Annotated in this window: 21 protein-coding genes and 1 riboswitch; of the genes, 13 read left to right on the top strand and 8 right to left on the bottom strand. The window is 61.7% G+C overall.

All coding sequences use genetic code 11. The features are described 5' to 3' along the window. The first annotated feature begins 3 nt into the window (after positions 1 to 3). A riboswitch (cobalamin riboswitch) is annotated at positions 4 to 188 on the top strand. A 75-nt stretch (positions 189 to 263) separates the two neighbouring features. After that, a complete protein-coding gene (gene bluB, locus QA644_RS09650; RefSeq protein ID WP_283072173.1) occupies positions 264 to 950 on the top strand; it encodes a 5,6-dimethylbenzimidazole synthase in 687 nt (228 codons plus the stop codon). Positions 951 to 957: 7 nt separating this feature from the next. On the opposite strand, the gene QA644_RS09645 is transcribed toward bluB, so the two are convergent. Together QA644_RS09645 and QA644_RS09640 are read right to left on the bottom strand one after the other, a co-directional pair. Further along, complete coding sequence (locus QA644_RS09645; protein WP_283072172.1) at positions 958 to 2,043, bottom strand: DUF2865 domain-containing protein; 1,086 nt, start codon at positions 2,041 to 2,043, stop codon at positions 958 to 960. Between the two features lie 126 nt (positions 2,044 to 2,169). Beyond that, positions 2,170 to 4,482 (bottom strand): NADP-dependent malic enzyme, encoded by a 2,313-nt coding sequence (locus QA644_RS09640; protein ID WP_074068414.1) that lies wholly within the window; start codon positions 4,480 to 4,482, stop codon positions 2,170 to 2,172. A 193-nt stretch (positions 4,483 to 4,675) separates the two neighbouring features. Between QA644_RS09640 and QA644_RS09635 the strand changes: the two genes are divergently transcribed. Further along, positions 4,676 to 5,500: a UDP-2,3-diacylglucosamine diphosphatase gene (locus tag QA644_RS09635; protein WP_283072171.1), complete on the top strand. Its 825-nt coding sequence runs from the start codon at positions 4,676 to 4,678 to the stop codon at positions 5,498 to 5,500. 73 nt (positions 5,501 to 5,573) lie between these two features. Here the strand turns inward: QA644_RS09635 and QA644_RS09630 are convergent, their stop codons facing one another. Next, the gene (locus QA644_RS09630; protein WP_283072170.1) at positions 5,574 to 6,080 is read right to left on the bottom strand and encodes a GNAT family N-acetyltransferase; all 507 of its coding nucleotides are present in this window, start codon (positions 6,078 to 6,080) and stop codon (positions 5,574 to 5,576) included. A 244-nt stretch (positions 6,081 to 6,324) separates the two neighbouring features. Between QA644_RS09630 and QA644_RS09625 the strand changes: the two genes are divergently transcribed. Then, positions 6,325 to 7,545 carry an MFS transporter gene (locus QA644_RS09625; RefSeq protein ID WP_239598571.1) on the top strand — a complete coding sequence of 407 codons (1,221 nt, stop codon included), beginning with the start codon at positions 6,325 to 6,327 and terminating at the stop codon, positions 7,543 to 7,545. Here the strand turns inward: QA644_RS09625 and dgcA are convergent. Then, complete coding sequence (dgcA, locus tag QA644_RS09620; RefSeq protein WP_283072168.1) at positions 7,497 to 8,480, bottom strand: N-acetyl-D-Glu racemase DgcA; 984 nt, start codon at positions 8,478 to 8,480, stop codon at positions 7,497 to 7,499. The two genes, QA644_RS09625 and dgcA, sit on opposite strands and share 49 nt — an antisense overlap. A 100-nt stretch (positions 8,481 to 8,580) precedes the next feature. Between dgcA and QA644_RS09615 the strand changes: the two genes are divergently transcribed. The 5 genes from QA644_RS09615 (at position 8,581) to QA644_RS09595 (ending at position 13,328) form a co-directional block, all read left to right on the top strand. Further along, positions 8,581 to 9,747: an MlaE family lipid ABC transporter permease subunit gene (locus QA644_RS09615; RefSeq protein WP_283072356.1), complete on the top strand. Its 1,167-nt coding sequence runs from the start codon at positions 8,581 to 8,583 to the stop codon at positions 9,745 to 9,747. Between the two features lie 9 nt (positions 9,748 to 9,756). Further along, complete coding sequence (locus tag QA644_RS09610) at positions 9,757 to 10,605, top strand: ABC transporter ATP-binding protein (RefSeq protein ID WP_194729820.1); 849 nt, start codon at positions 9,757 to 9,759, stop codon at positions 10,603 to 10,605. Positions 10,606 to 10,614: 9 nt separating this feature from the next. Then, the gene (locus QA644_RS09605) at positions 10,615 to 11,985 is read left to right on the top strand and encodes an MlaD family protein (protein WP_283072166.1); all 1,371 of its coding nucleotides are present in this window, start codon (positions 10,615 to 10,617) and stop codon (positions 11,983 to 11,985) included. Between the two features lie 32 nt (positions 11,986 to 12,017). Further along, positions 12,018 to 12,632 carry an ABC-type transport auxiliary lipoprotein family protein gene (locus tag QA644_RS09600; protein ID WP_239598576.1) on the top strand — a complete coding sequence of 205 codons (615 nt, stop codon included), beginning with the start codon at positions 12,018 to 12,020 and terminating at the stop codon, positions 12,630 to 12,632. A gap of 240 nt (positions 12,633 to 12,872) precedes the next feature. Then, positions 12,873 to 13,328 (top strand): transposase, encoded by a 456-nt coding sequence (locus QA644_RS09595; RefSeq protein ID WP_283072163.1) that lies wholly within the window; start codon positions 12,873 to 12,875, stop codon positions 13,326 to 13,328. A 164-nt stretch (positions 13,329 to 13,492) separates the two neighbouring features. Here the strand turns inward: QA644_RS09595 and QA644_RS09590 are convergent, their stop codons facing one another. Next, positions 13,493 to 13,753, bottom strand: a complete 261-nt coding sequence (locus QA644_RS09590; protein ID WP_074068397.1) for a hypothetical protein — start codon at positions 13,751 to 13,753, stop codon at positions 13,493 to 13,495. A gap of 160 nt (positions 13,754 to 13,913) precedes the next feature. Next, entirely contained in the window at positions 13,914 to 20,075 is a 6,162-nt protein-coding gene (locus QA644_RS09585) for a hypothetical protein (protein ID WP_283072161.1), read from the bottom strand. Positions 20,076 to 20,538: 463 nt separating this feature from the next. Here QA644_RS09585 and QA644_RS09580 point away from each other — a divergent pair, with 463 nt between their 5' ends. Then, a complete protein-coding gene (locus tag QA644_RS09580; protein ID WP_283072160.1) occupies positions 20,539 to 20,907 on the top strand; it encodes an Hpt domain-containing protein in 369 nt (122 codons plus the stop codon). 203 nt (positions 20,908 to 21,110) lie between these two features. Next, a complete protein-coding gene (locus QA644_RS09575) occupies positions 21,111 to 21,431 on the top strand; it encodes a 2Fe-2S iron-sulfur cluster-binding protein (protein WP_022715198.1) in 321 nt (106 codons plus the stop codon). A 282-nt stretch (positions 21,432 to 21,713) separates the two neighbouring features. On the opposite strand, the gene QA644_RS09570 is transcribed toward QA644_RS09575, so the two are convergent. After that, a complete protein-coding gene (locus tag QA644_RS09570; protein ID WP_194729816.1) occupies positions 21,714 to 22,340 on the bottom strand; it encodes a DUF922 domain-containing protein in 627 nt (208 codons plus the stop codon). A gap of 103 nt (positions 22,341 to 22,443) precedes the next feature. On the opposite strand from QA644_RS09570, the gene folP reads away from it, so the two are divergent. The 3 genes from folP to folK are packed head-to-tail and all read left to right on the top strand — an operon-like array spanning position 22,444 to position 24,222. Beyond that, positions 22,444 to 23,307, top strand: a complete 864-nt coding sequence (gene folP, locus QA644_RS09565) for a dihydropteroate synthase (RefSeq protein WP_194729815.1) — start codon at positions 22,444 to 22,446, stop codon at positions 23,305 to 23,307. Further along, a complete protein-coding gene (gene folB / locus QA644_RS09560) occupies positions 23,307 to 23,678 on the top strand; it encodes a dihydroneopterin aldolase (protein WP_194729814.1) in 372 nt (123 codons plus the stop codon). Before folP ends, folB begins: the two co-directional genes overlap by 1 nt. Positions 23,679 to 23,736: 58 nt before the next feature. Then, the gene (gene folK / locus QA644_RS09555) at positions 23,737 to 24,222 is read left to right on the top strand and encodes a 2-amino-4-hydroxy-6-hydroxymethyldihydropteridine diphosphokinase (protein ID WP_237361835.1); all 486 of its coding nucleotides are present in this window, start codon (positions 23,737 to 23,739) and stop codon (positions 24,220 to 24,222) included. Between the two features lie 17 nt (positions 24,223 to 24,239). Here the strand turns inward: folK and QA644_RS09550 are convergent, their stop codons facing one another. Continuing rightward, the gene (locus QA644_RS09550) at positions 24,240 to 24,791 is read right to left on the bottom strand and encodes a hypothetical protein (protein WP_074068381.1); all 552 of its coding nucleotides are present in this window, start codon (positions 24,789 to 24,791) and stop codon (positions 24,240 to 24,242) included. Positions 24,792 to 24,812 lie beyond the last annotated feature (21 nt).

Raw genomic sequence — 24,812 nt, 5'->3', positions numbered from 1 at the left:
AGGAGATAGAGACTGCCGTCAGGTGCCTGCATCCAGCAGGAGAATCGGGAATCCGGTGAAGGACCGGAACGTGCCCAACGCTGTGAGGCTGACGCTTGCTGCAACAATGGCCACTGGCATCTGCCGGGAAGGCTGCAGAAAGCGGGTGACGCCAAGTCAGAAGACCGGCCTGGCAAGATAGACCGAACCGCGCGGACGGCGGCGAGGTTTTGACGCTTCCCGCGCTGCGGTGCGGGTGCTCAAGCATTGTTGGGGATTTAACGATGCAACTTGATCCTTTCGCCCGCGCGCTGGTGCCGGCCGGCGAGTTCTCCGAACACGACCGGGCCTCGGTCTATAGAGCCATCGAAACGCGCCGCGACGTGCGCGACCAGTTTCTGCCCGATCCTCTGCCCGACGATCTGGTGTCGCGGCTGCTTGGGGCAGCGCATGCCGCGCCGTCGGTCGGTTTCATGCAGCCCTGGAATTTCATCGTGATCCGCGATCCGAAGGTGCGCCAGGCCGCGTGGCAGGCGTTTTCGCGCGCCAACAAGGAAGCGGCCGAGATGTTTGAAGAGGAGCGGCGGGATATGTACAGAAGCCTGAAGCTCGAAGGCATCCGCAAGGCACCGCTCAGCATCTGCGTCACCTGCGATCCGGACAGGGCAGGGCCGGTCGTCATCGGCCGCACCCACAATCCGCGTACGGATGTCTATTCGACCGTCTGCGCCGTGCAGAACCTGTGGCTTGCGGCCCGGGCCGAAGGCATCGGGGTCGGCTGGGTCAGCATCTTCCACGATGCGGATATTCGGGAACTGCTCGGCATTCCGGAGCGGATCGAGATCGTCGCCTGGCTTTGCCTCGGTTATGTCGATCAGCTTTACACCGCGCCGGAACTGGCCGTGAAAGGCTGGCGACAGCGCCTGCCGCTGGAAGAACTGGTCTTCTCCGACCGATGGGGAAGCCAGTAGCGCCGCGTCAGTTCTGCTGCGGCTGCGGTCCGGGCGTTGCGGGGTTCTTGAGATCGATCGCGCCCTGATCGCCGGCGAGAAACTGCGGACCGACCTGGCGGACTTTGCTGTTCGCCGGGTCATAAGGGCGGTCCGGCACCTGCGGCTGCGGGGCAGGCGTGGATGCGGCGCCCGATGGCGGCTTCGTCTTGATACTGGTGATCGAGCCTTTCCTCGGCGGTTCGCTGATCGCCTGATTCTTGCGCATGTTCTCGTAATAGGCAGAGAGATTGCAGAAACAGGAGGACTTTTGGCCGGGCGCGCGGTTCTTGTAGGCAAAGGCATTCTGCATGGCGCTGTAGGGCGCACCGGTCGAGGCCGAGATCATGTTTGCGGCTTCGGTATTCGAGATGTCTTGATAGAAAAGCTCCGTCTCGATACCGGGGCACATTTTCGAACACGTCGCTGCGTCGCGGTTGAAATCGATCGATGTTGCATTCGTGGTGATCGGGAAGAAGCCGCCGTCGCAGGTGCGCACGCACATGGTGCTGACATGCGACATGAGCTCGCCGCGCGGCACGCCATATTGCATGTCGCCGTGTTCGCCTTCTCCAAGCGGAATGAAGGTATCGCTCCGCATCGCCTGTTCTTCGGGACTTGGTGCCGGCGCATAGGCCTGCGGATCCGGCGCATAGTCGAGCTCGTCGTTGCAGCCGTTGTCTTCGAGCGCCGCCATCAGCTCGCGGCGCACGCGATAATCGGCGCCGCCCTGATCGCGCAGTTCGTTGCGCCGCTCCTGCAGGTATCGAATGTTGTCGACCATGCGCGCCTCGGACTGCTGCAGCTCGCTGCAATAATCCGCATTCTCGCCGCCGATCACGACCATGCTGTCCATCGAGCAGCCGTAGCCGCGAAGGTCGTTGCGGACTTTACGAAGCTCGAGATTCTGCTCGGCGATCGCGCTCGCATATTGGCGGACTTCGGGGCCGTTGCCGATGACATGGGGCAGATCGGCGATGCGGCCGCGCAGGTCGTCACAGATCGCATGCGTCTGCGCGGCAGCAGGCGCGGCCAAGGCAAGCAGGATCGCAAGGGTCAGGTTTCGGCGTTTCACGGCATCATCCCGCAGCAAGGTCAGGCCAGAGCACGGCGTGACATTCGCCGCATCCCGGCTTTCTAACCTGCTTCCGTTAACAAGCTGGCGACGCAATTGTAACGCATTTTCGCATTTTGCGACAACTTACGCCGGCTGAGAAGCCTCGACGACGGCAAGCGCGGCCATGTTGACCACGCCGCGCGAGGTGACCGAAGTCGACAGGATATGCGCAGGCTGTGCGGTCCCCAGCAGAATCGGGCCGACATGGAGCGCATCCATCATGGTGCGGACGAGGCCGAGCGAGATGTTGGCGGCATCGAGGTTCGGGAAAAGCAATAGGTTGGCTTCGCCGGCAAGCGAACTATCCGGCATGGCGCGCTTGCGCAGCGCTTCCGACAGTGCAGAACCGGCTTGCATTTCACCATCGACCTCCAGATCGGGTGCTTGTTCGCGCACGAGCTGCAGGGCATCGCGCATCTTGCGTGCGCTCTCGGAGTTTCGGGAGCCGAAATTCGAATGGCAGATCAGCGCGGCCTTCGGCGTAATGCCGAAGCGGCGAACCTCCTGGGCCGCGAGAACGGCGATCTCGGCGATTTCCTCATGTGTCGGATTGTAGTTCACGAAGGTATCGGCGAAGAAGACCGGCCCTTTCTGGGTGATCAATAGGCTGAGACCGGCGAAGGTGCAGGCACCTGGCCGCTTGCCGATGATTTGGCCGACGTCTTTCAGGTGGCGGTCGAAGCGGCCTTCCACGCCGCAGATGAGGGCATCCGCCTCGCCGCGCTTCACCGACAAGGCGCCGATAACCGTGTTGTTGGTGCGCACGATCGTGCGGGCGGCTTCCGGATTGATGCCGGCGCGGCCGACGAGGGCGAAGTAGTCTTCGACATAGTCGCGGTAGCGCGGGTCGTCTTCGGGATTCACCACGGCGAAATCGATGTTCGGGCGAATGCGGATGCCGAACCGCTTGAGGCGAGCCTCGATGACCGAGGGGCGGCCGATCAGAATCGGCTCGCCGGTCTTTTCCTCCAGCAGAACCTGAGCCGCGCGCAGGACGCGCTCGTCTTCTCCCTCCGCGAAGATGACGCGTTTCTTCTCAGAAAGCTTGGCGCTGGTAAAGATCGGCTTCATGACGAAGCCCGAACGCCAAACGAAGCGATTCAACTGATCGAGATAGGCGTCGAAATCGGCAATCGGCCGCGACGCGACGCCCGTCTCGGCGGCGGCCTTGGCGACAGCCGGGGCGATGCGCAGGATGAGACGCGGATCGAAGGGCGAAGGAATGAGGTAATTCGGACCGAAGACAGGCGTCTCGCCGGAATAGGCGCGGGCCGCGACGTCCGACACTTCCTCGCGGGCAAGCCCCGCGATGGCCTTGACGGCCGCCATCTTCATTTCTTCGTTGATGGCGGTGGCGCCGCAATCGAGCGCGCCGCGGAAGATATAGGGGAAGCAGAGGACGTTGTTCACCTGGTTCGGGAAGTCCGAGCGGCCGGTGCAGATCATTGCGTCCGGGCGGGCGGCCCGCGCGAGGTCTGGCATGATTTCAGGGGTCGGATTGGCGAGAGCCATGATGAGCGGCTTGTCCGCCATCTGTGACAGGAGGTCGGGCTTCAGGACACCGGCAGCCGAAAGGCCAAGGAAAACATCGGCGCCGCCGATATTGTCGGCGAGCGTACGCATCTTACTTTTCTGTGCATAGACAGCCTTCCATTCGTCCATCAGTTCGGTGCGGCCTTCATAGACGAGGCCTTCGATATCGTGGACCCAGATGTTTTCGCGCTTCGCGCCGAGCGTCACCAGGAGGTTGAGGCAGGCGAGTGCTGCGGCACCCGCGCCGGAGGCGACGATCTTCACATCCTCGATCTTCTTGCCGGCAAGTTCCAGTCCGTTAAGGATCGCGGCGGCGACGATGATGGCCGTGCCGTGCTGGTCGTCATGGAAGACCGGGATCTTCATCTTCCCGCGAAGCTGGCGCTCGACCTCGAAGCATTCCGGCGCCTTGATGTCCTCGAGATTGATGCCGCCGAATGTCGGCTCGAGCGAGGCGATGGTGGAGACCATCTGGTCGACGGTGGGGGCCTCGATTTCGACGTCGAAGACGTCGATGCCTGCAAACTTCTTGAAGAGAACGGCCTTGCCTTCCATGACGGGCTTGGAGGCGAGCGGGCCGATGTTGCCGAGGCCGAGAACCGCTGTGCCGTTGGAGATGACGGCGACGAGATTGGCGCGCGAGGTATAATCGGCCGCCGTCTCCGGATTGTCACGGATCGCAAGGCAAGGTGCTGCGACGCCGGGCGAATAGGCGAGCGCCAGGTCGCGCTGGTTGCCGAGCGGCTTGATCGCCTGGATTTCAAGTTTGCCGGGACGGGGATAACGATGGAAGAAAAGCGCCTGTTCGTCGAGATTTCCGCCTGTCTCGTTCTTCTCCGTCTTGGATTTTTCCTGATGATCCATTGCCGTCTCCACTGCCGCACTCACATCTTTTGAAGACTTCTCCATACATCAATCGGCTGGCAGGGACAGTCAGAAATTCGCATCCGGGCGGAAAACTCGTGAGCGCTGCGATGCGCCAATTCGCGCATCTGTCATCTTCCTGAAACACGAGTCTGATTTTGGAAGGCGAGATGAACGATAGGACGCAGGCAAGATGCTTGTGAAAGACAATATGGATACTCGACACTTCCGTACTCTGTTCATTTCCGATGTGCATCTCGGCTCGAAGGCGGCGAAGGCGGACTTCCTCCTCGATTTTCTCCGCTACCACGACGCCGATACGATATTCCTCGTCGGCGACATCGTCGACGGCTGGCGACTGAAACGCAGCTGGTACTGGCCGCAGGTCTGCAACGACGTCGTGCAGAAGCTGCTGCGCAAGGCGCGCAAGGGCACGCGGGTCGTCTATATCCCGGGCAATCACGACGAATTCCTGCGCGACTTCCCCGGCATGCATTTCGGCGGTATCGAAGTCGCCGAGCGCATGATGCATGACGGCGCGGATGGCAAGAAATACCTGATCCTGCATGGAGACGAGTTCGACGTCGTCGTCCGCAATGCCCGCCTGCTCGCCTATCTCGGGGACTGGGCCTATGACACGGCGATCAAGATCAACGTCGTGCTGGCCGCGATCCGCCGCCGCATGGGCATGCCCTATTGGTCTTTCTCCGCCTGGGCCAAGCTCCAGGTGAAGCATGCCGTCAATTTCATCGGCGAGTTCCAGCGCGTCGTGGCCGACGAAGCCCGCAAGCATGGCGCCGACGGCGTCATCTGCGGCCACATCCACCATGCCGTGATCGAGGACATGGACGGCGTGCGCTATATCAACACCGGCGACTGGGTGGAGAGCTGTACGGCGATCGCCGAGCATGAGGACGGCACGTTCGAGCTCATCACCTGGAGCACGTTAGCCGACGCTCAAGCCATCCCGCTGGCGATCGAGCACCGCGACAGCGAACTCGAGCCGCAGGCCGCCTGAATTTCTGTTGTGAATACTGAAGCGATATAGCACGGTGTCTAGTGCGATGCAGCGAGCTGGCTCGTGGCGTCGACTATCGCGGGCCTAGTTCCAGCCGCATGAGAATTTCATCATAATAAGTATCGCCCACCTTTAGAGCTTCGATTTCGACGGCCCATTCTTCAAAGCCTACGGATTTGTAAAGCCGGATGGCCGGAACGTTGGACGACACGACGCTGAGCCGGAGCGAGCGTAAAATCGTGCCAACTTCGTCGAGGGCAGCACTCAGCAGTAAGCGTGAGAGTCCTGTGCCCCGTGCCGTTTGGCGGACGTACATTCCCCAGATCGATCCAATATGTTGCGTCTTGATGCCTTTGGATTTCGACACACCGATCGTTCCGGCAAGCATTCCGTCATCGGAGAGCCCTCCGATGACAAGACCGTTCTCGAGCCTGTCAGCGAATTGGGCCTCCGATTGACTCTGCTCTTCTTCCCATGACGCGCCAAATGCCTCTGGATGGTTCGCGAGAGCCTCCAGGCGAATTTCCCTAAAAGAGGACGCATCATTCCGGTCGAGGCGGCGAATCTTATATGGGCACACAGGTATATCCCCTTCTTTTTCTTGGAAGGGCGACCGAACCACCTAACGGTAACGGCCGCATGACGCTTGGCTCAAAATCCACGACACTCTGCGCGGGCCCCAAACGTTAGCGGCTTTTAGTTACGATGGATTGTGAGCGAAGGGGACAAGCTTTTTCTTGAAACGTTTCAGAAAGGCTATTTCTGGCCATAGTCGCCCTTGGGTTGATGTGCTAGGCAAGGTCTAGTTTCCTGCAGGTCCACCGATGATTCCCGCCCAGAATGCCCCGACAGGCGAGGGGGCGCCGCCGCGTTTCCGGCTGCTCAGCGCCCTGTCCTATTGCGCTCCGCTGACTGTCAACGGTGTCGTTCTTCCCTTCTTTCCCGTCTGGCTCGCGTTCCACGAATTCTCCGATCATGAAATCGGCATCATCCTGGCGGTGCCGATGGTGGTGCGCGTCCTCGTTGCGCCGATCATCGCCATGTACGCCGACCGAATGAAGGAGCGCGCCGACGTGTTGTTGTGGTCCGGCGGACTGTCGCTGCTGACGGCGGTCGCGCTCTGCTGGACGACAAGTTTCTGGCCAGTCCTGATCGTTTTCAGCATGCAGGGGGCGACCTTTGCGCCCTACCTGCCGGTTGTCGAATCGATCGTCATTTCCGGCGTTCGCCGATGGGGACTCGACTACGGATCGATGCGCGTCTGGGGCTCGATCGCCTTCATCGCATCGACCCTGATCGGCGGCGAGATGATCGGCTATTGGGGTGGCTCGATGGTGCTACCGGTGATGATTTTCGGTTTCGTCACGACGATGCTGATGGCGATCTACTGTCCGCGCATCGGGCCGACGCGCCGGCGCGGCACGCCGGTCGACATACCGGCTGCCACCGGCAGCTCGCTGCGGCAGCCGCATCTGCTGGTGCTGCTTTGGGGCGTGGCGATCCAGCAGTCGAGCCACGCGCTTCTTTATGCCTTCGCCTCGATTTACTGGCATCACCTCGGCTTTTCGGGAACGGAGGTCGGTATTCTCTGGAGTGCGGGCGTCGCTTCCGAAGTCATGGTGTTCTTCGTCTCGAAGCATTTGAACCGCCGCTTCAACGCCTGGACGCTCATCCGCATCGGCTGCGCGGTCTGCATCTGCCGCTGGATCCTGTTCCCGATGCACTGGGGATTCGTTGGCTTTTTCGTGCTGCAGTGTTTCCATTCCTGCAGCTTCGCCTTCGTGCATACCGGCGTGCAGAGGCGGATCGTGGCAACGGTACAGGAGACGCAGGAATCGTCGGCCCAGGGCGCCTATTTCTTCTATAACGGCATGTTCATGGGGCTGATGACGCTCGCCTCCGGCTACATCTATGCCTGGCTCGGCCTCGCAAGCTTCTACGTCATGGCACTCGTCGCGGTGCTGGGGATGTCTCTGGTCTTCGTCGCCTACTACCTTCAGCCCCAAAGGCTGGCCTCGGGCGGCCAGACAAGGGAAGCGGTGTAGCGCAGGCCGCATTCCCGGTCGCGGGCAAGAAGCAGCGCACCGTCGAGATCGACGAATTCCGCGTCCTGCGCCAAGAGCACGGCGGGCGCCATTGCGAGCGATGTGCCCACCATGCAGCCGAGCATGATCTGGAAGCCGAGGCGCTGAGCCTCCCGTTTCATGACGAGTGCCTCCGTCAGGCCGCCGGTCTTGTCGAGCTTGATGTTGATCGCGTCGTAGCGGTCGCGCAGGCTTGCAAGATCGCCGGTATGATGGACGCTCTCGTCGGCACAGACGAGGACCGGGCGCGGGATGCCGGCAAGCATTTCGTCCCGGCCGGCGGGCAGGGGCTGCTCGACGAGGGCGATATTCATCTCGGCGGCGATGCGCAAGTGATGTTCCAGCGTTTCCTCGGGCCAGCCCTCGTTGGCATCGAGGATGATGGTGCTGTCAGGCGCGGCTTCGCGCACGGCGCGTATGCGGCTTTCATCGTCGCCGGTGCCGACTTTGACCTTGAGTAGCGCCCTTGCAGAATATTCGCGCGCTTGTGCTGTCATGACCTCCGGTTCGCCGAGCGAGATGGTGTAAGCGGTCGTGAGCGGCTTTGCGGACGCAAGCCCAATGCGTTCGGCAACGCTCTTTCCGCCGAGCTTGGCTTCGAGGTCCCATATCGCGCAATCGACGGCATTCCTCGCTGCGCCAGGCGGCAAGGCCGAAAGCAGCTCTTCGCCTGAAATGCCTTGCTCGATCAGCGGCCGGGCGGCTTCGATCTGCGCGGCGACGCTTTCCATCGTTTCGCCATAGCGTCGGTAGGGGACGCATTCGCCCCAGCCGCGCCTGCCGTTTTCCGTCAGAATGCAGGTGATGACGTCCGCTGATGTCTTTGCACCGCGCGAGATCGTGAAAGTGCCCGCAATGGGGAAGGAATTCATCTGGATTTCGAGCGAGCGTGGCATAATTGCAATCCTGCGAGCATGGAAATTCTATGTGTCTTCGGTATATTGACGCGCCGGGCGTGAGCGATTTGTTCGCGAGTCGGCAATGTCGCCGCAAGCCTTGAAAGACACAAGCATTTTGAAGCCCGACACCCGCAAAGCCGCCTCACTGCACGTGGACGACCAAGCCGATGGTGGAGGACGCCGCGTTCATCTCGAAGGCAATTGGCGCAGCGCGAACATCCACCTCGTCCTCCACGACTTCGAGAAGATTACCCGTGCTAAAGGTGATCTGACGCTCGACCTGTCGGGCGTCACGGATATCGACACGGCCGGTGTCTGGCTGCTTTGCCGGCTCAAGCTGCAGGAAGAGGCGGCCGGGCGGCAGGTTCGTTTTGAAGGCACCAATCCACACATCGACGAGATGATCGAGGAATTCTCCGAGAAACCGGAGGAGGAAGTGACTGAGGCTGCGATGAAAAGCGGCATTGCCGAGCGCATCTTCGCGCCGGTCGGCAAGATGACCATGGACCTCTGGAATGACCTCACGGCTGCGATGTATATCCTGGGCTCGGCGGTGCGCGGTGCGCAGATGAAGTTCGGGCGCGGCAGCGGCGTTTCTCCGGCCTCGATCGTCAACCAGATCGATCACATGGGCGTGCGCGCCGTTCCGATCATCCTTTTGATGTCGTTCCTGATCGGCGCCATTATCGCGCAGCAGGGGGCCTTCCAGCTCCGCTATTTCGGGGCCGAAGTCTTTGTCGTCGACCTCGTCGGCATCCTGCAGCTCCGCGAAATCGGCGTGCTCCTGACGGCGATCATGATCGCCGGCCGTTCGGGCAGCGCGATCACGGCCGAAATCGGCTCGATGAAGATGCGTGAGGAGGTCGACGCGCTGAAGGTCATGGGCCTCAATCCGGTGGGCGTGCTGATCTTCCCGCGGCTTGTGGCACTGACGGTCGCGCTGCCGCTTCTGACGGTGCTGGCGAACTTCGCCTCGCTGTTCGGCGCGGCCGCGGTCGCCTGGGCCTATTCCGGCATCACCTTCGCGACCTTCCTGTCGCGCCTGCACGAGGCGATCACGCTGTCGACGGTGCTCTCCGGCATGATCAAGGCGCCGTTCATGGCGCTCGTCATCGGTATTGTCGCGGCCGTGGAAGGTCTTAAGGTCGGAGGCAGCGCCGAATCGCTCGGCCAACACGTGACGGCTTCCGTGGTGAAGTCGATTTTCGTCGTCATCCTCATGGACGGGCTGTTCGCCATGTTCTATGCGGCCATCAATTTTTAAGGGTTCAGCGTGGACGGGAAGCAGTCAGATCTGGGTGAGAAGAAGGAGCGGGACATCGTGCTTTCGGCGCGGGACGTGACCGTCGGCTTCGGCCCGAAGATTGTGCTCGATAAGCTCAACCTGAATATCTACCGCGGCGAGATCCTGGGCTTCGTCGGGGCATCGGGTACCGGCAAATCGGTGCTGATGCGGACCATTTTGCGCCTTTTGCCGCGCCGCTCCGGCACGATCGAGATCCTGGGGCAGAATTTCGACAAGCTCGATGAAAACCAGCGCAACGCGCTCGACATGCGGCTCGGGGTGCTTTTCCAGCAGGGCGCGCTGTTTTCCTCGCTGACGGTGAGGGAGAATATCCAGGTGCCGATGCGCGAATATCTGGATCTGCCGAAATCGCTGATGGACGAGTTGGCGCAGCTGAAGATCCGGCTTGTGGGTCTTGCTGCCGATGCGGCGGACAAGTATCCCTCCGAGCTTTCCGGTGGCATGATCAAGCGCGCTGCCCTTGCGCGGGCCTTGGCGCTCGATCCGGAACTGGTGTTCCTGGACGAGCCGACATCGGGCCTCGACCCGATCGGGGCTGCGGAATTCGATGAACTGATCGCCCGGCTGCGCGATACGCTGGGGCTGACGGTCTACATGGTAACCCACGACCTCGACAGCCTGTTTTCCGTCTGCGACCGTATTGCCGTGCTTGGACACAAGCGAGTAATGGTTGAGGGAACGATCGACGACATGCTGGCCTATGATGATCCGTGGGTTCAGGCCTATTTCAAGGGAAAGCGCGCGCGCTCGATCGTGCCGCAAGAAGAAACAGCTGCCGGCCGTGCCGAAAGCACTGGCGACAGCCGCGGGAAGTGACCGGAAACGATGGAAACCAAAGCGAACTACACGATCGTCGGCTTTTTCACTGTTCTGGTGATCGCCGCCGCATTCGGCTTCGTCTACTGGATGGCCGAGTACGGACGCAGCGGTCCCATGGCGGAACTCGTCGTGCGCATTCCGGGATCGGCAAACGGTCTCAGCGTCGGGTCGCCGGTGCGTTTCAACGGCATCCAGGTGGGTTCGGTGACCTCGCTGTCGATCGATGCCGACGACCCGCAATATTCGCTGGCTTTCACCGAGGTGCGCGTCGATGCGCCGATCTATCCTTCCACCAGGGCCATCCTTGAAATCCAGGGCCTGACTGGTGCGGCCTATATCGAGCTTTCGGGCGGTAAGGTGGGTGAGGAGAACATCCTGCAGAAGGCCATCGAGACCGGCAAGCGCGCGGTCATCGTCGCAGATCAATCGAGCGTGACGAACCTCCTGGCGACGGCCGACAGGATCCTCGAACGGGCGAACGATGCGGTGGGAGAGGTTCAGGGTTTTGTCCGCGACGCGCGCGGACCGCTGACGAAGACGCTGCAGAATGCCGAGACCTTCTCCGACGCGCTGGCGAAGAACTCCGGGAACATCGATTCCTTCCTACAGAGCGTCGGCCAGCTTTCCGAAACAGTGCGCAACGTTTCCGGCAAGGTCGATTCTACGCTGGAGGCCGTCGAGGCGCTGGTGCGTGCGGTGGATGCGAAGAAGATCGATACGATCCTCAGCAATGCCGAAAAGGTGAGCCGCGATATCGCGAATGCCTCCGGCGACCTGAAGGGTGCGATCCAGAGATTCAACGACACGGCGACGACTTTCAACGATTTCGGCAAGAAGGCGCAGACGACGCTCGATCGCGTCGACACGCTGGTGGCGCAGATCGATCCCGCCAAGGTGAAGGGGTCGGTCGACGATATTGCGCAGGCGACGAAGGATGCGCGCGTCGCGGTCGCCTCCATTCGGGACGTGGCCAATACGGTTTCGGCGCGCCAGAAGGATATCGACCAGACGATCCAGGACGTCTCGCAGATGGCGAACAAACTGAACTCGGCTTCGACGCGCGTCGATGGCATCCTGATCAAGCTCGACGCGCTGTTCGGCACCGACAATTCGCAGTCGCTCTTTACCGAAGCGCGCGCGACGCTCGAATCTTTCAAGAAGATGGCGGACAACCTCAACGCCCGGATCGGTCCGATCGCGGACAATCTGCAGCGATTCTCGAGCGGCGGCTTGCGCGACGTGCAGTCGCTCGTCGACGATGCCCGCCAGACCATGCAGAATCTCAACAGTGCGATCAGCAATTTCGATCAGAATCCGCAGCGGCTGATTTTTGGTGGCGATACGGTGAAACAATATGACGGCCGGACGCGCCGTTGACATGGATATTTGAGAAGCAGGGGTAATATAATATGGCCGTATCGCATGTGTTGGCGCGCCGTTCATTGCTGGCAAGGACGGCGTTCCTTTTGCCGCTTATGGCGCTGGCAGTGACCGGCTGCGGCACGGCGCCCAAGAACGATACTTTTGATCTTTCCGCCTCCGTCAGCATTGATGGGCCGGCTGCCAAGCGCCGCCAGATCCTCGTGCCAGCGCCGACGGCGCTGAAGGCGCTGGACAGCGAACAGATCGTTGTCCGCGTTTCGCCCTCCGAAATCCAGTATCTGTCGCGTTCGCAATGGAGCGACAGGCTGCCCCGCATCGTGCAGTCGAAGCTGGTCGAGGCCTTCGAAAACTCCGGCAAGCTCGGTGGCGTCGGCAAGCCGGGGCAGGGCCTTGCGATCGACTACCAGGTCGTGACCGACATCCGCTCCTTCGAGATTGACAACAGCGCCGGCGGCCAGGCGGTCGTCGAAATCTCCGCGAATATCCTCAACGATCGCAATGGTACGGTCCGCGCCCAGAAGGTTTTTCGCGCGGCCGTTCCCGCCGCCGGCGGATCGAGCCAGGGCTACGTCAAGGCGCTCGACCGCGCATTTGCAGCGGTGACTGGCGAAATCGTCGATTGGACGCTGCGATCGATCTGAGCGAGCCGGTTTTCGGGGCCGTTCAATTGGCCTTCGATTCGGCGAAGACGCTCCAATGTCGTGGTCGACCTCTCCATCATATGTCGCTGCTTGGGGCGACATATTCTCGACCTGCATGAGGCCATTGATCTTCTCAAGGCTGGAGATGAGTTCGCCGAGCTAGTGAAGATTGCGGAATATCCTTGCTGAGCGCCATCGATCTTCACCTCGGAAGCATGGATGTGCTCGCCTGGAACCGTCATGCTGTTCTCAGCCCTGGAAGACCTCGCCACGCGCAACATGACGCGCAGCGCCAGGGGAACCATGGACGCGCCCGGAACCAACGTCTGCCAGAAGGCGGGCCTGAACCGGGCGATCCTCGAACAAGGCTGGCACGGCTTTGAAACCGTGTTGGCCTACAAGCTCGAAGAACGGGGCGGATACCTGTGCAAGGTCGATCCCCGCCACACCTCGCAGACCTGTTCGGCCTGCGCAGCCGTGGACAGGGAAAGCCGCGAAAGCCAAGCGTCTTTCCGCTGTTGCCAATGCGGCTTGCGCGCCCATGCCGACCACAATGCTGCAATCAACATCCTGCGTCGGAACACGGCGTCTATGATCGTGGAGGAAGGGCAGCGGCTCTCCGTTGAAGCGATAACGATCGGCGGAGCTTCGCGCCCCCTCGGAAATCCCCCGCTTGCAAGCGGGGGAAGATGTTAATGGCAACAATTGCGAAGAGGAGGTGTCGGGCTTCGCCTGCTCGTTCTTCATCCATCCAGCATTTGATTCACCAATCGGCGGCCCGGAAACTTTGTACATTGCGTCCATGAACTACGGTCGAAAATACGCTGGATCGAACGGATGAGTTCGAGTCTGCAGTGAGCTCAATCGTCATCATCTTCATAATAGGGGTCGCGATAGCGGCGCCGTTCGCGTTCATGGCCACTCTGCCAGTCGTCGCGATATACACGGTGCCGGACGTAGCGCTGGCAAAAGCCGTCTTCGCAGTAGGTATCGACAATCCGCTCGCGCACGACGCCGCTGTTGGATGACCTGTTCGAGCTTGTGTTCGACGATTGGCTTCCTGCCTCCGCCATGCTGGTTGTCATCGCGGCGGCGGCAAATATGACGAGTTGGACGCGCATAGATCTCTCCTTCCATGGCCATCACACTCAGCCATCAGGCCAGGGTGTGGTTGGACGATCCGTTATCCGCTTTGCTACAGAACGGCCGTCCCGTAAAAAGCACATGAAAAGGGCCGCCTTTGGGCGACCCTTCCTGTAGCAATCGTCAGCTTTGCTTCCGTTAGCTCAGGCGGCCTGCGGCGTGGGCCAGCATCGTGTAGACCTTGCCAGTATCCGACGTCAGGTACGATTGCGTAATCGTCCGGTCGCGGTCAGTGCGGGCGACGTCGGCAAGCAATTTCTCGAAATCGGCGATGTAGCGGTCGACGGCGGTGCGGAATTCCGGTTCGCGATCGTATTTGCGCTTGATCTCGTCGAAGGTCTGCTGGCCCTTCAACGTGTAGAGGCGGCGGGTGAAGACGTCGCGTTCACCGCGCTGATAACGGCGCCACAGATCGACCGAGGCGTCGTGATCGATCGCGCGGGCGATATCGACCGAGAGCGAATTCAGCGATTCGACGACGTGGCGCGGATTGCGGGTATCGGCGCTGCGCTGCTGTGCCGGCGCGGGCTGGGCGCTCGGGGCTGCCGTGCGTGCAGCGGGCGCCTCCTCGGCGGCTTCATCGCGCGAGGCGCCGCGCAGCAGGTCGCTGATCCAGCCGCCGGTTTCCTGACGGGCAGGCGTGGCCGGTACAGGCGCGGCCCGCTGCGGCGCAGGGGCCGCCGGCGGAGCGATCGTGCCGCGGAGCGCAACGCCGTCTTCGACGACGGGCTGGCGGGCGGGCGCCGGGCCAGGCTGCTGGGCCGCAGGCGCCGGGCGCGGAGCGGGTTGGGCCTGTGCGGCGGCGCGGGCGACCGGCTCGGAGACTTCAAGCTGCTGCGTGGAACGGCTGACGATCTGCGAAATATCCTGCAGCGCCTTGATCTGCTCGGCAACGGCACGGCGCATGGCGGCCGCACTCTCCTTGGCTTCTTCCGGAAGGTCGAATGCGCCGCGCTTCAATTCGCTGCGCGTCATGTCGAGTTCCTTGCGGATATCGCCGGCCGAACGGCGGATTTCGTCAGTGGCGCCGGAGAAGCGGGCAACCGCTTCCTCGACGGCTTCGCGAAGCGATTCGCGGAGCTGCTGGGCAGCACCGTCCGATGCGCGGCCTGCCTCGCCGAGCATTCGCTCGACATCCGAAAGCGACGCGGTCAGCCCGCCGCGTAGGCGGTTCACCAGATCGTTCGAGCGACGTTCGGCATTGTCGAAGGTGCCTTCGATCGTTGCGCTCGCTTCTTCGCCAGCCTTGACGATCGAGCTGCGCATCGCTTCGGCGGCTTCCTCGGCGCGCTTTTCCGTCTCCGAAAGCACGCGGCCGATATCGGCGAAGGAGGATTGCACGCCCTGGCGCAGATTGCCGGTGACCTGGTTGGAGCGCTGCTCGGCACGCTCGAAGGCATTCTCGACCATGCCGGAGAGGGCACGCATCGTCTTTTCAATCTCTTCGGAACGTTGGACGAGGCCGACGGAGAGGCTCTGCAGGGCGCCTTCGCGTTCCTCGAGTGTCGAGACGAGATTCGACTGCGCAGCCGCGAGCAGGTTTGAAGCCTGGCTTAGGACCTTCGAGTGCTCGTCGAAGCGGCCGATGATGCCGCCGACCTGCGCCAGCGTTTGGCCCGATATGTCGGAGAGTCGGTCGACCTTGCCTTCGAGAAGACGGGTCGAGGCGGAAACCATCTCCGCCGCCTTCGACGCCGAGTCGGTGAAGCGCGAGGTGGTCTCGCCGAGGCGGCCGTCGACAGTGGCAAGATCTTCGGCCGCACTGTTCATCATCATCGCCATCGAGGCACTGTTTTCGGACAGGCGCTCGATGAGTGCGTTGACGTTGGCAAGCAGGCTCGTTTCAATAGCATTGACCGCCGTGGAAGCGCTCTCGGTGCGGGCCGCGATCGCATTCGCCAGGACTGCGTTTTCGGCGCGCAGGCGGTCCGCACTCTGTTCGGCTGCGGCGGCGATGCGGGCCGCGGCCTCCTTGCCCGCTTCCGTGTAGCGCTCGATTATCGGATGCGCGGTTTCGTCGATCAGGCGCGAGAGCTCGGAAGAACGGCCGGCGAGCATGGAGTTGAGCTCGCGGGTGCGCTCGTCGAGCGTCGAGCGGATCGTATGGCCGCGGGCTTCGAGTGCCTTTTCGACATCGGTCAAGGTCGCATCAATTTCGCGTGCGCGCTCTTCTAGACCGGAGCGGATCGCGCTGCTGCGGGCTTCGAGAGCCCTGTCGACGTTCGACATGGTCGTGGCGATGCCTTCGCTGGCGCTTGCGATCGTCGAGCGGATTGCGTCGCCGCGGTTCTCCAGCGAGGATTGGGCCTCGGAGAGAGCCTGCGAAATGGCATTCACCTGGCCGCTGACGAGCGTTTCGGCTTCGGCGACCTTGTTGACGATCGCATTGCCGGCCTCGGAGAAGGTCTGGGCGACGGCGGCTGCCTGGCTCGCGAGGCGGTTCTGCGCCTCGGAAACGCGGCCGACGATCTGTTCGGAGCGCTCGTCCATGGCACGCGCGAACTCGCCGCTCTTCTGGTCGAGGCCTTCGGTGAACTGCTGGCCGGTGCGGGCCATCAGTTCGGCCGTGCGTGCGGCTTCGGCATCCATGCCCTGGGCAGCATCGGCGACGGCGCTGCGCAGCGTCGAGGCGAGGCCGGCGGCCTTGCCTTCGATCGTCTGATTGACGGCGTTGAGGCCAAGAGTGAGCGCCCGATCCATGGTGGACAGGCGTTCGTCGATATGCTCGCTGCCGCGATGCATCGCCTGCGCAAGGTTTGCCGTGCGGTCGTCGATGGACGTTGCGAGATTTGCGGCACGATCGTCGATCGTCATCGTGAGATTTGCAGCGCGTTCATCGACAGCGGCAGTCAGAGCCGAAGTCCGCTCGCCAATCGCAGCTGCGAGACTTGCTGTGCGCTCATCGATGGCGCCGGCGAGGCTTGCCGTGCGCTCATCGATCGCGCCGGTAAGCGTATCGCTCGTGCTTTCCAGGACAGTCGTAACGCGCAAGGCGGCATCGTCGCCGAGTTCGCGCAGTTGCGAAATGCTGTCGTTAAGTGTTTCCGCAAGCCGGCTGCCTGCGGCATCCACCTGCGTTGCGACACCGCCGACTCCGTCGCGGATGCGGTTTTCGAGAGCGGCAAGGCCCGCTTCGACGCGCGAACCGGTTTCAGCAAAACGGCCGGTCATACCGTCTATCGACTGATCGAGGTGCATGGAGAAAGTTTCGGCCGAGCGCGAGATTTCGCTTGCCGCATCCTGGAAGCGGCCGGCGATCTGGCCGGCGCCTTCACGCAGGCGCTCTTCGAGCGACCTGGCGCTGCCGTCGATCGTCTGGCGGATGGAGGCTTCATGATCTTCCAGCGACATTTCGAGCATGCTGGCGCTTGCGGCGACCGAGGCGCCGATGGTCGTCGTCTGCTCGGACAGCGTATCGCTGAGCTGCGCATGGGCGTCGCTGAGCGAAAGGCTGATCGCGTTCGCACGGTCGTCCAGCGTTGCGCGGATGCGATCATGGGCGGAGGCAAGGCTGCCGTCGATGCGGGCGGCAGCTTCGCTGGTAAGCGATTCCATGCGTGCGGCTGCTTCGCCCGTCAGCGACTCAAGGCGGTTGTTGCTGCTGGAGAGTGTCGAGGAGAGCGCTGCGACGTGTTCGCCGAGCGACCGTTCGAGCCGTTCCTGGTTGTCGGTATAAGCGCTGCGGATTCCCTCTGCCTTGTCGGTGAAGGCGCCGGCAACCCGGGCCTCAGCACCTGCAACGGTATCGAGGAGTGCGTTGGTGCGGGCTTCAAGTGCGCTGTCGAAGCGGCTCTGGCTATCGTCGAGCGATATGGCGAGCGCCATCGTTTTTTCGTCGAGGGCGTCGGCCAGGCGGTCGTGATTGCTCGAGAGCGCGCTGACGAGTGCGCTGCTGCGCTCCGCCATGACACCGTCGATGCGTTCATGGGCGGAATCCAGGGCCTGGGTGATCGCCGCGGCACGCTGGGAGATTACGTTGTTGAGCTCGTCGGCGCGGCCGAATGCGGAGGTTATCTGCTCCGTGCCGGCGGAGACGGCAGCCGTGAGGTCGGACGTGGTCGACAGCAGCGTCTCGCGGAATTCCGTCGAACGCGCCGCGAGATTGTTGTGGAGTTCGGACGTGCCGGTTGCGAGCGCTAGCGAAATTTCACCGGTGGCGTTCTGCAGAGCAGATGCCAATTCGCTGGTCCGGCCCGAAAGATTCGCCTGCAGCTCAGAAGTGCCGGATGTGAGAGCCTCGGAAAGCTCGCTTTTAGCATTTTTGAGCGCGGAGGTCAGTTTGCCGGTGTGGCTCGAAAGGTTCGTCCGCAGATCGGTGGTGCCGGACGCCAGCGTCTCAGAAATTTCATCCTTTGCGCTCTGCAGCGCGAAGGTGAGCTCGCTCGTGCGGCCTGAAAGGCTGCCATGCAGATCGGAGACGCCCGAGGCGAGCACCTCAGAAATCTCGCCGCTTGCGGACTGCAAGGCAGAAGTGATCTCGCTGCTGCGGGCCGAAAGGCTGCCATGCAGCTCGGAAACGCTGGAGGCGAGCGCCTCGGAAATCCCGCCGCTCGCAGACTGCAGGGCAGAGGTGATCTCGCTGGTGCGGGCCGAAAGGGCGTTGGAGATTTCGTCGACCTTGCTGCCGAGAGAGCTTTCGAGAACTTCCTGACCCGTACTCAGCGCAGTCGCCAGCGCGAAGGACTGGTCGGTCATCGAGGCGCCAAGGCGCTCGATGCTGGAATTGAGGATGCCGTCGATCGATTCCGAGCCGCCGGCCAGCGTCTCGTTGATGCGCGCGAGGCTTTCCATCAGCTTGGTGTCGAGCGAACCAGCGCGCTTGTCGAAGGCGTTTGTGAATTCCGCCACGCGCTCGTCGAACGCGGTCGACATCTGGGCGACGGTTGCCTGCAGGCGCTCGTCGAAGAAGCCGGAGCGCAGGTCGAGGTCCATGATGGCGTCGTCGGCGCTGGACTGCAGGCTTTGACGGAAGCTTGCGCTCTTATCGTCGAGCGACGCGTTGAGCTTGGCAAGCACGTCGTCGAGCGTGCCGGTGATTTCGCGTTCGCCACCGGTCAGACTTTCGTTGATTTCGCGGGTGCGGGCAATCAGGATTTCGTTCAGCTGGCGGGCGCGGTCGTTCAGCGCCGCATTCAGCTTCTCGGCGCTGCTGTCCATAGTGGAGGCACGCGTTTCGAACTGGCTGAGCAACTGCTCACCGCGATCATTGAGGTTGGAGGTGAGCGACTCCAGGCGCGTGTCGAATTCGTGTGCCAGCGCAAAACCGGAGGAGGTCAGTGTCTGCAGCAGCGAGTCGGTCTTGGCTGCGAGAAGCGAGCCGAGCGACTGGATCGCCGTTTCCGATTTTTCCGTCAGCGTCGCAGCCCGGGTGTCGATCATCGATGCGAAGGCTTCGCCTGACGTCGCAAGGCGTACGGCGATCTCTTCCGTCGCGAGCGAAAGGTCTTCCTTCAGCTGGTCATGGACGCCGACGATCGAGCTGCGGATGCGCTCCGCGTGATTGACGATCGCTTCGCGCTCGGAGCCGAGTTCATGAACCAGGCCGCGCACGCGCAGTTCATTATCGGCATAGCTGCGTTCAAGCGCGTTAACTTCGGAGTGAACCAGGGTTTCAAGCTCGGAAGCGCGCGCGATCGTGCGCTCGATGCCTTCGTTCATGGCGGAGACTTCACGGCGAACGGCTTGGCCGACCGTCATGATGCGTTCGGATGCGATCGTTTCCGGTTCGGAGAGACGCAGTGCCACTTCCGCCATGGAGCGGGCGGCGTTGCGCATGTCCTGAGCGCGCGAGATCATGATTGCAAAGGCATAGAACAGAAGCACCGGCACGATGATGCCGATGATGCCGGCAATGACGCCGGGGAGGGCCGCGAGATCGGTAACGGAACGGATCTGCCAGATCTGCGGCGAGTAGAGCAGGGCCATCAGGCCGACGCCGCCGACGATCCACAGCAGCGAGAAGAGCGTGGCGTTGCGCACGGCCGAACGCGTCGAGCCGCCGTCTAGCGATTTCAGAATGGAGGCGGCCGTCATGCGGTTTGCATCGTTCGCCGCGGCCAGCGCCGGCGCGCGAGCCACCTGCTCCGCCCTGGAGCCGCGGCCGCGGCGGCGCTGGCTCTCATCCTGGTCCTGCTGATTGCTGCGGGCAGATGGCGTGTCGGACACTTTGGCCTCCGGGGCGTCAGGCGTTTTAGCGCCGCGAGACGGCGCCTTCTGCTGGCTGAAGTCGATCTGGAGAGCTTCGTCCAATGCTTTGAACGCCTTGTCCTCGATCGACTCGCTGTACTTGTTGTTCGCCATTCGGTTACGCCTCGTTACATCTCAGCCGGTTCAGCCGCATTTCCCGGACAGTGCCGCGTCCGGATTCCAACCTTTGCCTCTGACCTTCCCATCCGAGCCGACGGACGGATAAGCATGTCATTTCAGAGTAGATAGCCGCTTTTTCAAACGGACGGTATCAAAACATTACCACTATCCACTTGGCCAGCAAAGGCGCGTACCATAAACCTAGTCTAATAGTATCGTAGTGACACATCCGGGCTTCCGAGACAATTAATGAAGCCTTGCTAATCACCGTCCATTAATCCGTTGTTAACATAATTTAACGCAGGCGGACGTCGAAAAACCAATAATTTAGGGGCGTTAAGCGGTTGTTAACCATAGCGGTAGAATTCCGCCCTCAATGTGCCAGAATTTAACGCGATCGCCACTCTCAAACCGCAGTGTGAATCCACCTGCGGGGTAAAGACGGGAGAATTGGCACATGGCAGCAGTCAGTATTGCGTTCGAGGCGCCGGATAATTCAAACAGGCCTTGCCCCTCAAAGGGTCGCCCGATCGACCTTGTTCATCTGGCAAAGCAGACGATGGGCGACAAGGCGCTTGAAGTCGAGGTCCTGAAGATATTTGCGCGCCAGGCACGCGCCTGCCTGCAGGAGGTTTCGTCGGGCGATGCAAAGAAGATGCAAGCCGCTGCCCACCGGCTGAAAGGGGCGGCGAGCGCGGTTGGGGCCTTCCAGGTATCCGAAGCGGCAGACATGCTCGAGAACAATTGCGGCGATGCAGCGTGCATGGCCGCGGTCGCAGCCGCCGTCGTCGAAGCCGAAAATTTCATTCTCAAGCTCAGCCGCTAGAGCCGAGCATTTTAAGCCACTCGGCCCGCTGCTCCATTCCGGAACAGCGGGTCTTTTTGTGGCCAGCGGTATGACGCAAATGGAAAAGCCCGTCGCTTTTAAATATGGAATGAAACCGTGAAGGCGGTCGATGTTGACTGCCCATCGGATTTGTTGGAAGAAAAATTTCGATCCTCCCTCTTCATGTAATACCGGAAAGCATCATGCCCAAACTGACTATCGTTGCCTTCGACGGCACGCGCTTCGATCTGGATGTCGATCAAGGTTCCACAGTGATGGAGAATGCCGTGCGCAACTCGGTGCCAGGCATAGAAGCCGAGTGCGGCGGCGCATGCGCCTGTGCGACCTGTCATGTCTATGTCGACGAAGAATGGGCCGAGCGCGTCGGCCCGCCGGAAGCGATGGAAGAAGACATGCTCGACTTCGCCTTCGATGTCCGCCCGACTTCGCGGCTTTCCTGCCAGATCAGAATGAAGGCGGCGCTCGACGGACTTATCGTCCAGGTGCCCGAGCGCCAGGCCTGATCTGTGCAAAAAAAGCCTCGCGCGCCGGATGACGTGCGAGGCGAGGCGGGCGCATAACCGTCGGGCGAGGGAGGACCGCCCGCGGCTTAGAACGCGCCAGGAGAACCCAGTAACAGAAGATCAGGTCAATCCCACCTGAACTTCCGAATGTGTTCATATTAGCGCGTGCGGGTTGAGTCGCATATCGCTAATTTTCATCATTAACAGGCTTTGGAGGAGGAAAGCTTCGCACAAGTTTCGTTGCTCAGCTAACGATATCGCGTGCTTATTGCGAAAATTGGGTTATTTTTCGCTGCCGGACGAACTGATTCGCTTGTTGAGCAAGCGCATCATCCTGCTCTGAAAGTTGACTGCCTCGATGCGGTCGAAACGCGCCTGCAACCTGTCGTGTTCTTCTATTCCGCGATTAGATTCTTCCGTGACAAGCTCCTGCATGGCTCCGCAGCTGCGCTGGGCGGGCAGCGCGAGGATCCGTCGCTCCATGAGACGCGCTTGTGTGCGGGCGATTTCCGCGTGTCGCTCCTCATGCCTTTTGATGTCGCTCGAGAGTGCATCCCAGATCGTCGACAGCTGTTTGCTGGCGCCGTTGCGGTTTCGCCAGCGCGGCAGGATGATCTGCGTGTGAACGGTCACCTTTGCGCTGGTGATGCGGCAGCGGCCGTTGCTCTGCACGTAGGTCGCCTCGCCGCCGAAGCGGATTTTCGTGGCGCCGGGGTGGCGCGCGGAGGAGCCACTCGCCGTCGGCCCGCGGCGGCTCAGTTCCTCATCGAGCTCGCCGGCACTCTTTCCTCGGATGTCGAAATAGGAGTAGCTTTTGGTCGCAACGACTTGAGCCGAGGCGGGAATGCAGAGGGCAACCGTCGTGGAAAAAGCAAGTACGAAACGCATATAACGCGATGCGGAAGGCATTCTTGACGCTACCCGTGTTGAAGTTCGGCGGAGCTTGGGGCATAGCCACCGCGAGCGCAATACAGGGCGTCGGCTTTTTTTATTATCAATGGGATAAACCCCGATGCTACAGCTTCGAAGCAGTTTCTGGCGCGTGGCGCATGGCCGCGAAATAGAACTCGGGCCGCGCGGCGTAATCATGGCGATCATCAATGTGACGCCGGATTCCTTTTCGGATGGCGGACGCTACGAAAGCGTGGATGCCGCCGTCGAGCATGCCCTTCAGTCCGTCAGCGAGGGAGCCGCGATCATCGACATCGGCGGGGAGTCGACACGCCCGGGTGCTGCCGAAGTCAGCCCTGCGGAAGAGCAGTCCCGCGTGCTGCCGGTGATCGAGGCTCTGCGCGGCAGGAGCGATGCGCTGATTTCGATCGACACCTACCGGGCGGAGACGGCGCGGCTCGCCGTCGGGGCCGGCGCGCATATCATCAACGACGTCTTCGGATTGCAGAAGGAGGCGGAGATCGCGAGGGTTTCGACCGATACCGGCGCCGGACTCTGCCTCATGCATACGGGCCGCGAACGCGAGAAGCTTCCGGACGTGATTGCGGATCAATATCATTTCTTGGTCCGCTCCCTGGAGATCGCCGCGGAAGCAGGCGTCATGCGCGAGCGGATCGTGCTTGATCCGGGATTCGGCTTTGCCAAGGATGCCGACGAGAACCTCGAGCTGATGGCGAGGTTTGCCGAATTGCAGCGTTTCGGATTGCCGCTGCTGGCGGGCACGTCGCGAAAGCGCTTCGTCGGTGCGGTCACAGGACGGGATGCGGCTGAGCGCGACGTTGCAACGGCGGCGAGCAGCGCACTGCTCAGGCTTCAGGGTGCTGCGGTTTTCCGGGTGCACAATGTCGCAATCAACAGGGATGCGCTCGCGGTCGCGGATGCTATGCTGGCGGCGCGCCGGGATTTCGAGCAAAGAGAAGGCTGATGGGCACGAAATATACAATCACGCTGCAGAATTGCGCGTTCTTTGCGCGTCACGGGGTTCACGACGAAGAGGAGTTCCTCGGCCAGCGGTTCTTCGTCGATGCCGAGCTCGACGTCGTCGCGGCGGGTGCGCTCGAAAGCGACTCGATCGACGATACCGTGAACTACGGGATTGCCTTCACCGTGATCGAGGAGATCGTCACCGGCAGGCGCCGCAACCTGATCGAAGCGCTGGCGCTCGATATCGCCAAGGGTCTCTGCGAAAAGTTTCATCAGATCAGGCGCGCCAAGATCACGGTGCGCAAGCCGAATGCGCCAGTGCCCGGCGTTCTCGATTTCGTACAGGTGAGCGTTGAACACTTTGCCGGCTGATCGTTTCAGACCCGCCACGCTCGGTCTCGGCGGCAATCTCGGTGACCCCGTGAAATCGATGGCTGCCGCGCTGCGGAAGCTCGACGGGCGTGACGATTGCCGGCTCACCGCCGTGTCGCGGCTCTACCGCACGCCGCCCTGGGGCAAGACGGACCAATCCTTCTTCTTCAATGCATGCGCGGCACTCCATACGTTGCTCGAACCGGAGGCGTTGCTCGACGTCTGTCTCGGCATCGAGCGCGACATGAAACGCGAGCGCATCGAGCGTTGGGGACCGCGAACGCTCGACATCGATCTGCTGACATTCGACGATATTGAACAGGGGGCGCCGAGGCTGGAACTGCCGCATCCGCGCATGACCGAGCGGGGCTTCGTTCTGATGCCGCTTGCAGATTTTGCCGCGGACCTCATCGTCAAGGGCCGCACCGTCGCGGATTGGCTTTCGCGAGCAGATATCCAAGGCATCGAGATCGCCGATGCCGATCGCGAGTGGTGGCGCAGCGCCTCAAATGAAAAAGCGGCGGAAAATCCGCCGCTTGGGTGACTGCTATCGTACAGCTCTTACTCGACGGAGCCGACCGTCATTTCATCGATCTGGCGGGTCAGGGTGAGGCCGATCACCGGGACCATGCGATCCTCGACCTTTACCGACACGGTGACGTTCATCGTCTTGTCGTCGCGGACGCGGGCGATCATCGCGCCGTTCAGCTTGGCGCGGTTCAGGCCGACGACGACGGTGTCCTGTGTGACGGTGCCCGAGACGACATCGAGACCCTTACCGGCGGCGCCATCAAGGAATTTGCCCTTATAGCCGCCGCGCGACTGGGTGATGACGGCGGACATCGGCTGTTTGAACACGCCAACGCGGCAAGAGCCGTCGAGCTTGATGCCGGCGCCGCCGTCGCTCACGGCAGAACCGATGAGGTTGCAGCTAAATTTCGTGCCCTTGTATTTGCCGGCGACGATTTCGCCCGGACCTCTCCAGTTGCCCGCAACAGACTCGAAGAAAGCCTTGTCGCGTGTGGCGGCGGTGGCAGCAGGGGCAATATCGGCCGCCGGAGACAATGCCGCGGCGACGAGCCCGCATACGAAGAGAACTTTGCGCGAATACATGGATTTTCCTTGGCAAACACC

This window comes from Rhizobium sp. CC1099 (assembly GCF_029714385.1).
GTDB lineage: Bacteria > Pseudomonadota > Alphaproteobacteria > Rhizobiales > Rhizobiaceae > Rhizobium.
The sequence above is the reverse complement of the archived record's forward strand: the minus strand, read 5'-3'. Positions and strand labels throughout refer to the sequence as shown.

What these genes read in the sequence shown, in the direction of transcription:
- QA644_RS09580 (WP_283072160.1), top strand. Translation starts at nt 20,539, where the DNA reads ATGGCAGCAGTCAGTATTGCGTTCGAGGCGCCGGATAATTCAAACAGG.
- folK (WP_237361835.1), top strand. Translation starts at nt 23,737, where the DNA reads ATGGCTGCCGCGCTGCGGAAGCTCGACGGGCGTGACGATTGCCGGCTC.
- QA644_RS09590 (WP_074068397.1), bottom strand. Translation starts at nt 13,753, where the DNA reads ATGCGCGTCCAACTCGTCATATTTGCCGCCGCCGCGATGACAACCAGC.
- QA644_RS09585 (WP_283072161.1), bottom strand. Translation starts at nt 20,075, where the DNA reads ATGGCGAACAACAAGTACAGCGAGTCGATCGAGGACAAGGCGTTCAAA.
- QA644_RS09640 (WP_074068414.1), bottom strand. Translation starts at nt 4,482, where the DNA reads ATGGATCATCAGGAAAAATCCAAGACGGAGAAGAACGAGACAGGCGGA.
- QA644_RS09595 (WP_283072163.1), top strand. Translation starts at nt 12,873, where the DNA reads ATGCTGTTCTCAGCCCTGGAAGACCTCGCCACGCGCAACATGACGCGC.
- QA644_RS09605 (WP_283072166.1), top strand. Translation starts at nt 10,615, where the DNA reads ATGGAAACCAAAGCGAACTACACGATCGTCGGCTTTTTCACTGTTCTG.
- QA644_RS09600 (WP_239598576.1), top strand. Translation starts at nt 12,018, where the DNA reads ATGGCCGTATCGCATGTGTTGGCGCGCCGTTCATTGCTGGCAAGGACG.
- bluB (WP_283072173.1), top strand. Translation starts at nt 264, where the DNA reads ATGCAACTTGATCCTTTCGCCCGCGCGCTGGTGCCGGCCGGCGAGTTC.
- QA644_RS09635 (WP_283072171.1), top strand. Translation starts at nt 4,676, where the DNA reads ATGCTTGTGAAAGACAATATGGATACTCGACACTTCCGTACTCTGTTC.
- QA644_RS09550 (WP_074068381.1), bottom strand. Translation starts at nt 24,791, where the DNA reads ATGTATTCGCGCAAAGTTCTCTTCGTATGCGGGCTCGTCGCCGCGGCA.
- dgcA (WP_283072168.1), bottom strand. Translation starts at nt 8,480, where the DNA reads ATGCCACGCTCGCTCGAAATCCAGATGAATTCCTTCCCCATTGCGGGC.
- QA644_RS09570 (WP_194729816.1), bottom strand. Translation starts at nt 22,340, where the DNA reads ATGCCTTCCGCATCGCGTTATATGCGTTTCGTACTTGCTTTTTCCACG.
- QA644_RS09575 (WP_022715198.1), top strand. Translation starts at nt 21,111, where the DNA reads ATGCCCAAACTGACTATCGTTGCCTTCGACGGCACGCGCTTCGATCTG.
- folB (WP_194729814.1), top strand. Translation starts at nt 23,307, where the DNA reads ATGGGCACGAAATATACAATCACGCTGCAGAATTGCGCGTTCTTTGCG.
- QA644_RS09625 (WP_239598571.1), top strand. Translation starts at nt 6,325, where the DNA reads ATGATTCCCGCCCAGAATGCCCCGACAGGCGAGGGGGCGCCGCCGCGT.
- folP (WP_194729815.1), top strand. Translation starts at nt 22,444, where the DNA reads ATGCTACAGCTTCGAAGCAGTTTCTGGCGCGTGGCGCATGGCCGCGAA.